A 428-nucleotide genomic window follows, 5' to 3' on the forward strand; every position below is an offset into this window, starting at 1 on the left:
CACTCCTTCGGGCCAGTCGCGACTGATCACTACTGATATCACGACTGTCGTGAACTCAGGCAAGCGCACGGATCGCCGCGAGCAGACGCAGGAGGACGGCATCAGGACCTACGTTGAGGCGCAGAACTTCAAACAGGTCGGGGTCTTCCACTTCCCGGCCTGCATTTCGCATCTCGATGCCAACGACCTGTCGACGGACTTCAAGTACGAGAGCCTGGTGCGCCCCGAGTACTCGACGAACTGTTTCATGGCGCTGCGGCACGAAGGCTACAGTCCGCTAAACTTCAGGCTGGGAAAAGACGTTGGGCCGATGCTCAAGAGGATCCTGGATCCTTACGAGGTGATCGACGCGGACAACGTCAGTGGCTTCAATCGCGGTGGGCCGTTCTTCTACCAGGATCAGCAGCGCTGCTATCTCGTGACGCGGG

At 59.1% G+C, this 428-nt stretch carries 1 protein-coding gene; it reads left to right on the forward strand.

Features of this window, described 5'->3' with window-relative positions:
* Positions 1–49: 49 nt before the first annotated feature.
* Positions 50–428: hypothetical protein (locus F6X68_RS33265; RefSeq protein WP_151457896.1), on the forward strand; the 379-nt coding region annotated here is incomplete at its 3' end.

Origin of the sequence: Micromonospora sp. AMSO12t, from assembly GCF_008806585.1 — a bacterium.
Classification (GTDB): Bacteria; Actinomycetota; Actinomycetes; order Mycobacteriales; family Micromonosporaceae; genus Micromonospora; species Micromonospora reichwaldensis.